Raw genomic sequence first — 1,696 nt, 5'->3', positions numbered from 1 at the left:
CGCGGACGGGGATGGTGGCGCCGATGAGGATGCTGCCTTTTTCTTCGTTGGTGGCCGGGCGGATCTGGCCGCGTTCCGGGACGAAGGTGATGGAGTCGTCTTTCTGGTCGGGGGCGTTGACGAAGGAGCGGAAGCGGCGTAGTCGCTCCGGGTCCTTCAGTGTGTCTGCCCATTCGTCGACGTAGGTGTCCACGTGCTTGGCCATGGCGGCTTCGAGTTCCTCGGCGATGCCGAGGGAGTCGTGGACCACGACGTCTTGGACGTGCTTGATGCCGCCGTCGAGTTCTTCCTGCCAGCGGGCGGTGCGTTGGAGGCGGTCGGCGGTGCGGATGTAGTACATGAAGTAGCGGTCGATGTATTTGATGAGGGTTTCGTCGTCCAGGTCCTTGGCCAGGAGTTGGGCGTGGGCGGGGGTGGCGCCGCCGTTGCCGCCGACGTAGAGGTTCCAGCCGTCGGCGGTGGCGATCACGCCCACGTCCTTGCCGCGGGCTTCGGCGCATTCGCGGGCGCAGCCGGAGACGCCCATTTTGAGTTTGTGCGGGCTGCGCAGGCCGCGGTAGCGCAGTTCCAGGTTGATGGCCATGGCCACGGAGTCCTGGACGCCGTAGCGGCACCAGGTGGAGCCGACGCAGGATTTCACGGTGCGCAGGCTCTTGCCGTAGGCCTGGCCGGATTCGAATCCGGCGTCCACCAGTTCCTTCCAGATTTCCGGGAGTTGTTCGAGCCGGGCACCGAACATGTCGATCCGCTGCCCGCCGGTGATCTTCGTGTACAGGCCGTACTTCTTGGCCACCGCGGCAATCACCGCCAATCCGTCCGGCGTGATTTCGCCGCCGGCGATGCGGGGCACGACGGAGTAGGTGCCGTCCTTTTGCATGTTGGCCAGGGCGCGGTCGTTGGTGTCCTGCAGGGTGCCGCGGCCGGCGTCGAGCACGTAGGCGCTGTTCTGGCTGGCCAGGATGTTGGCGATGGTGGGTTTGCAGATGTCGCAGCCGGCTCCGGTGCCGTATTTGGCCATGATTTCTTCGAAGGAGGTCAGTTCCAGGATGCGGATGGTTTCGAAGAGTTCCTGGCGGGAGAGGCTGATGTGTTCGCACAGGGCCTTGGAGACTTCGATGCCGGATTTGCTCAGTTCGGTTTCGAGGAGTTTCTTGAGCATGGGCACGCAGGAGCCGCATTGGGTGCCGGCCCTGGTGCAGCTCTTGAGTTCGCCCAGGTCCTGGACGGGGGCCTGTCCTTCGCAGGCGCCGCAGCCGTTGATGTTTTCGCGGATGGTGCCGGCGGCGACGTTGTTGCAGGAGCACAGGATGGCGTCGTCGGGCAGTTCGGTTTCGGGGGCCTCGCCGCCGCCGGCCGCGGAGAGGAAGGCGCCGGGTTCGGCGGGCAGTTCCCGGCCCAGGAGGGGGCGCAGGCTCATGTAGGGGGTGGCGTCGCCGACGAAGATGCCGCCCAGGAGGGTTTTGGCGTCGTCGGTGGTGACGATTTTCTGGTAGACGCCGCGGGCGGGGTCGGCGTAGACGATTTCCAGGGCGTGCTCGGTTTTGGCGAAGGCGTCGCCGAAGCTGGCCACGTCCACGCCGGAGAGCTTGAGCTTGGTGGCGGTGTCGAAGCCGGGGAAGGTGGCCTGCCCGCCGTGCAGGCGGTCCGCGACGATCTCGGCCATCGTGTTCGCCGGAGCCACCAGGCCCATGCACAT

General features: G+C 66.0%; 1 protein-coding gene. It reads right to left on the bottom strand.

Going from position 1 to position 1,696, the window contains the following annotated elements; all coding sequences use genetic code 11:
- Positions 1–1,696: nitrite reductase large subunit NirB (gene nirB, locus DWV11_RS13295; protein WP_210725749.1), on the bottom strand; the 1,696-nt coding region annotated here is incomplete at both ends.

The organism is Arthrobacter silvisoli (genome assembly GCF_003369445.1).
GTDB lineage: Bacteria > Actinomycetota > Actinomycetes > Actinomycetales > Micrococcaceae > Arthrobacter > Arthrobacter silvisoli.
Note: the sequence above shows the minus strand (reverse complement) of the source record. Positions and strands in the feature narration are given on the sequence as shown.